This window comes from Streptomyces sp. NPDC058664 (assembly GCF_042716635.1).
GTDB lineage: Bacteria > Actinomycetota > Actinomycetes > Streptomycetales > Streptomycetaceae > Streptomyces.
The window spans coordinates 1-3,647 of sequence record NZ_JBHXRW010000154.1; the positions used below are offsets into that span (position 1 = coordinate 1).

Annotated in this window: 2 protein-coding genes and 2 pseudogenes; 1 reads left to right on the plus strand and 3 read right to left on the minus strand. The window is 67.0% G+C overall.

The features are described 5' to 3' along the window. Window positions 1-713 precede the first annotated feature (713 nt). Window positions 714-1,528, minus strand: a pseudogene (locus ACFWUY_RS40830) (RNA-guided endonuclease InsQ/TnpB family protein); the annotation flags it as partial. Between the two features lie 12 nt (window positions 1,529-1,540). Here ACFWUY_RS40830 and ACFWUY_RS40835 point away from each other — a divergent pair. Continuing rightward, window positions 1,541-1,630: pseudogene (locus tag ACFWUY_RS40835) on the plus strand (transposase); the annotation flags it as partial. 439 nt (window positions 1,631-2,069) lie between these two features. Here ACFWUY_RS40835 and ACFWUY_RS40840 read toward each other — a convergent pair. Both ACFWUY_RS40840 and ACFWUY_RS40845 read right to left on the minus strand, forming a co-directional pair. After that, window positions 2,070-2,525 carry a transposase gene (locus tag ACFWUY_RS40840; RefSeq protein ID WP_384121902.1) on the minus strand — a complete coding sequence of 152 codons (456 nt, stop codon included), beginning with the start codon at window positions 2,523-2,525 and terminating at the stop codon, window positions 2,070-2,072. Next, complete coding sequence (locus ACFWUY_RS40845; RefSeq protein WP_384121900.1) at window positions 2,470-2,706, minus strand: transposase; 237 nt, start codon at window positions 2,704-2,706, stop codon at window positions 2,470-2,472. The genes ACFWUY_RS40840 and ACFWUY_RS40845 overlap by 56 nt, the downstream gene beginning before the upstream one ends. Window positions 2,707-3,647: the final 941 nt, after the last annotated feature.

Below are 3,647 nucleotides of genomic sequence, written 5' to 3' on the forward strand. Positions count from 1 at the left end.
CGTCCCCGCACACCGCTGAAGCACCGGGAGGGGGCATGCGGCGTAGACCGCCCAGAACCAGGAGGACGGCCTCCTGGCGTTTCGCGCCCTCATCGTCCTCGCTTTCATGCTCTCCGTCGTCTTCGTGGTCTTCATGGTCTTCGTTGTCTTGGCTATCGGCCTGGGCGGCCCGCCGGGTGGACCGGGGCGATGGTGCTGCGGCAGGGCCGGGCCGGGCGGGCGTCTGCTGGGCGCGGGCGGTGGAGGAAATGCGCTGGGGGTGGAGGCAGGCGGGGCAGCGGACGGTGTTGCCGGTCCTAGCCCGGGTCGCCCATGTGTGGTCACAGGCGCAGCAGGTGAGTGTGACCGGCGGGCAGGCAGAGCGGACCGGCACAGTGACAGAAGTCCCGCAGCCACCCCGCTGCACCGGGCAGCGAACGGTGTTACCGGAGGGGCGTGCGGTGACCATCCTGCCGCACCCATGACAGCGCATAGTGACAAGCGCCGGAAAACCTGCCGCTGCTGCTGCCATCACTTCCCGCCCTCTCCCGACCGCACGTGATACACGTACCGTCCTGCCGGGCTCCAGCATGCCGCACACCCAGGCCAGGTATACACGGACCCACGCTCGCCAAACGGGTTAATCCGAAAGGCTCTCAGGCGCAGAACTGTCCTCGTGAAGACCATATGCGCCGCCCTGTAACAGTTGTGCCTGCTTTGACATCCTCTCCGCTCTAAGGGAGGGAGATTCCCGCCTGGCTGCCGGGTGTCCGGCTCGCTTTCGGGTGGGTTCCTGCTTCTTCGCGCTGTGCCGGGACAGGTCCCCGTCTTACCCGCGCTCGACAGGCTGATACCGCAAGCCCTGCAGCCTTGGCGACGCTGACCGCCGCGTTGATGTCCCGATCAAGGGACTCGCACGCCCCGCGCACCCACACGCGGACGCTGAGGGGCTTGGGGCCGTCCTTGACACCACACTGCGAGCACACCTGAGAAGTCGGCTGGAACCGGCCGACGCGTACGAGGGTGCGCCCGTACCGGGCAGCCTTGTACTCCAGCATCGTGACGAACGCCGACCACCCGGCGTCGTGGACGGACTTGGCCCTGCGCGTGCGGGCGAGTGCCCTGACCGCCAGGTCCTCAACGGCAACCGCTTGGCTCTCACCGATGAGCTTCGTTGAGAGCGGGAATGGGTCTCCCCTGCTCGAACGAAGTTGAGAGCTTGGGAAAGGAACTCGCGCCGTGCGTCGGCGACCCGTGCGTGAGCGCGGGCGACCTTGACGCGGGCCTTCGTGCGGTTGTTGCTGTTCTTGGTTGTGCGGAACAGGCGGCGCTGTTGCCGCTTCAGCTTCTCCTCGGCCCGGCGCAGGAAGTGCGGGGATTCGATCTTCGTGCCGTCCGAGAGGATCGACACGTGCGTCAGGCCCAGGTCGATGCCGACCTGACCGGCGGCCTGGGGCAGCGCGTCATCCGTGCCGGTCTCGACCACGAAGGAGGCGACGTACCGGCCAGCCGCATCCATGACCACGGTCACCGTAGACAGCACGGACGGAGCAGACACTTCTGGTCCGGCTCCTACTTCGCCGGGTCCTGCGGCGGCGCACCGCTGACCGTGGTCAAGCAGTACATCGAGAACCACAAGCGGCCCATCTGACCCTCATCCCAAGCCGCAGCGACCTCCGCCGCTTCGCGGCTCCGGGCCAAGGATGCGCTTCACCCCCGCCCCGAAGGACTCTGCTGAGGAATGCGTGGTTCGGGTGGTCAGGCCGCGAGCATCAGGGCTTCGAGGCGGGAGGTGCGGGTGCCACCGAGTGGGGTGCCGGTCAGCCATCGGTCGATGCGGATGAGGTTGAGTGTGGTGGCGGCGAAGGCGTGGCCGAGGCCGGTGGTGGGCAGGTAGCGGGTGCGGCGCAGGCCGGTGACGCGTACCGCCTGAGAGATCGTGCCTTCGACTCCGGCCCGGATCGCTTAGCGGTCCTTGCAGTTGTCGGTCTCCTGGGCCTGGCGGACGGCTTCGAGGGCCTCGTAGCGCTCACGCGGCAGGAAGGTGATGCCCTGCCCCGGCGGCCGGACGGGGGCTTGGTGCGCGGCGTCTACTTCGGGCAGGGGCGGCAGTGCTCGGCGGAGAAGAACACCTTGAGGACCGCAGTGCCGTTGCGGTGGTGTTTCTGTTCCCTCCACTCGAAACTTCGGTGCCCTGCCGGGCAGATGGCGCTCTCGTTGTCCCAGTCGATGGTGAAGTCGACGCGGGAGAAGCCCTGATTCTCTCGGGACTGGCGTTTGCTGTCGTGCGGGGCTGGGCCGAGCAGTTCCATACCCCGCTTGGTCGCGGACAGAAACAGGGCAGCAGTGGTGTAGCCGGCATCCACGACGTGCACGTCCGGCAGCAACTCCCGTTCCGTGAGCGTCTGGTGGACCGGTTCGGTCATCTCCGTGTCGGCCACCACGGCGTCGGTGGTGGCCACCTGCGTGATCACGTGCGGTACGTCCGGCTCACAGGTCTCGGTCAGATGCGCCTTGTAGCCGGTCCAGCCCGAGCCGCGCTTGATCCCATAACGGGCATTCGAGTCCGTGCTCGATGAGACGGGAACGGAACAGGCTCAGCACGGAGGCATCGAACCCGGGATCGTCCAGCTCCAGGCCGAGCAGGAACTCCCAGTCAATCCGGGCCCGCACCTGGTCAGCGGCCTGCCGGTCGGCCAGCCCCTCCGCATACTGCAACACCGACACCAAAGCCAACGCCCCCGCGAGACAGCCGGACGTCCCCGGAGGGCGAACACCCCGGCGAACGCCTCGTCCTCAAACAGCGGGTCCAACGCCTCCCGGATCCGCACCGCCATCGCCCCCTTCGGGAACGCTGCCCGCACCACCCAGGCCGTCAACTCCGGCACCCCATGATCAGCCCGTGGCTTCAGCGACATCTCTCCCGGCCCTCCCGCCCACGACCACAACAATCGTGGAGGACCAACAACCCAGCCCTACTCGAATCACGCATTCCTCAGCAGAGCCCCGGAAGGCGGAGCACTGCGCAAGATCAGAGGTAGATGTCATCTCACGGCAGTGGCCTCGTCTCTTGTGTTCAGGGGAATCGTCTCGTGCCGCACGAGGCGATGGAGAGAGTGACCGGCCAGGTTCGTACGCATCAGGCGCGCGCTGTTCTTGCGGAAGCCCGGGCAATTCGTGGGTGACTCAGGTGTCCTGTACGGCATGGGCGCGGCGTGCCAAGCGAGGCTGCCCGCCGGCCCGGAGGAAGCCGGGCCGTACGGTCTTTGCCGCAGGTTTACCTACCGGGAGTGGGCGGGCAGGCGAGAAAAAGACCTCGCTGTGGCCGCTCACGGCCCGCAGACGAGCGTACAACTGCCCTCACGATGCCGGGGCGGGGTGGCATTGAGGATGTGGGAATGGGCTCAGAAGTACCATTTCCGAGACGGTAGAGCGGAGCGGGGTGTACCGCCCCATGGCAGCCGTGCTCCTCGCATGCACTATCCCATGTCAGCGACCACACCCGCCTTCAGCACCTGAACAGCGGAAACACCCTGGCCTGACAAGCCCTCACTGACACCCACCCACCGACACTAAGACCGACCGGCAAATGGATCACTTGAGGCGTCGGGTGGTGGGCCGGTTGTCCCAGCGGTACCGGTTCGCCGATCGTCTGATGAGCATACGGA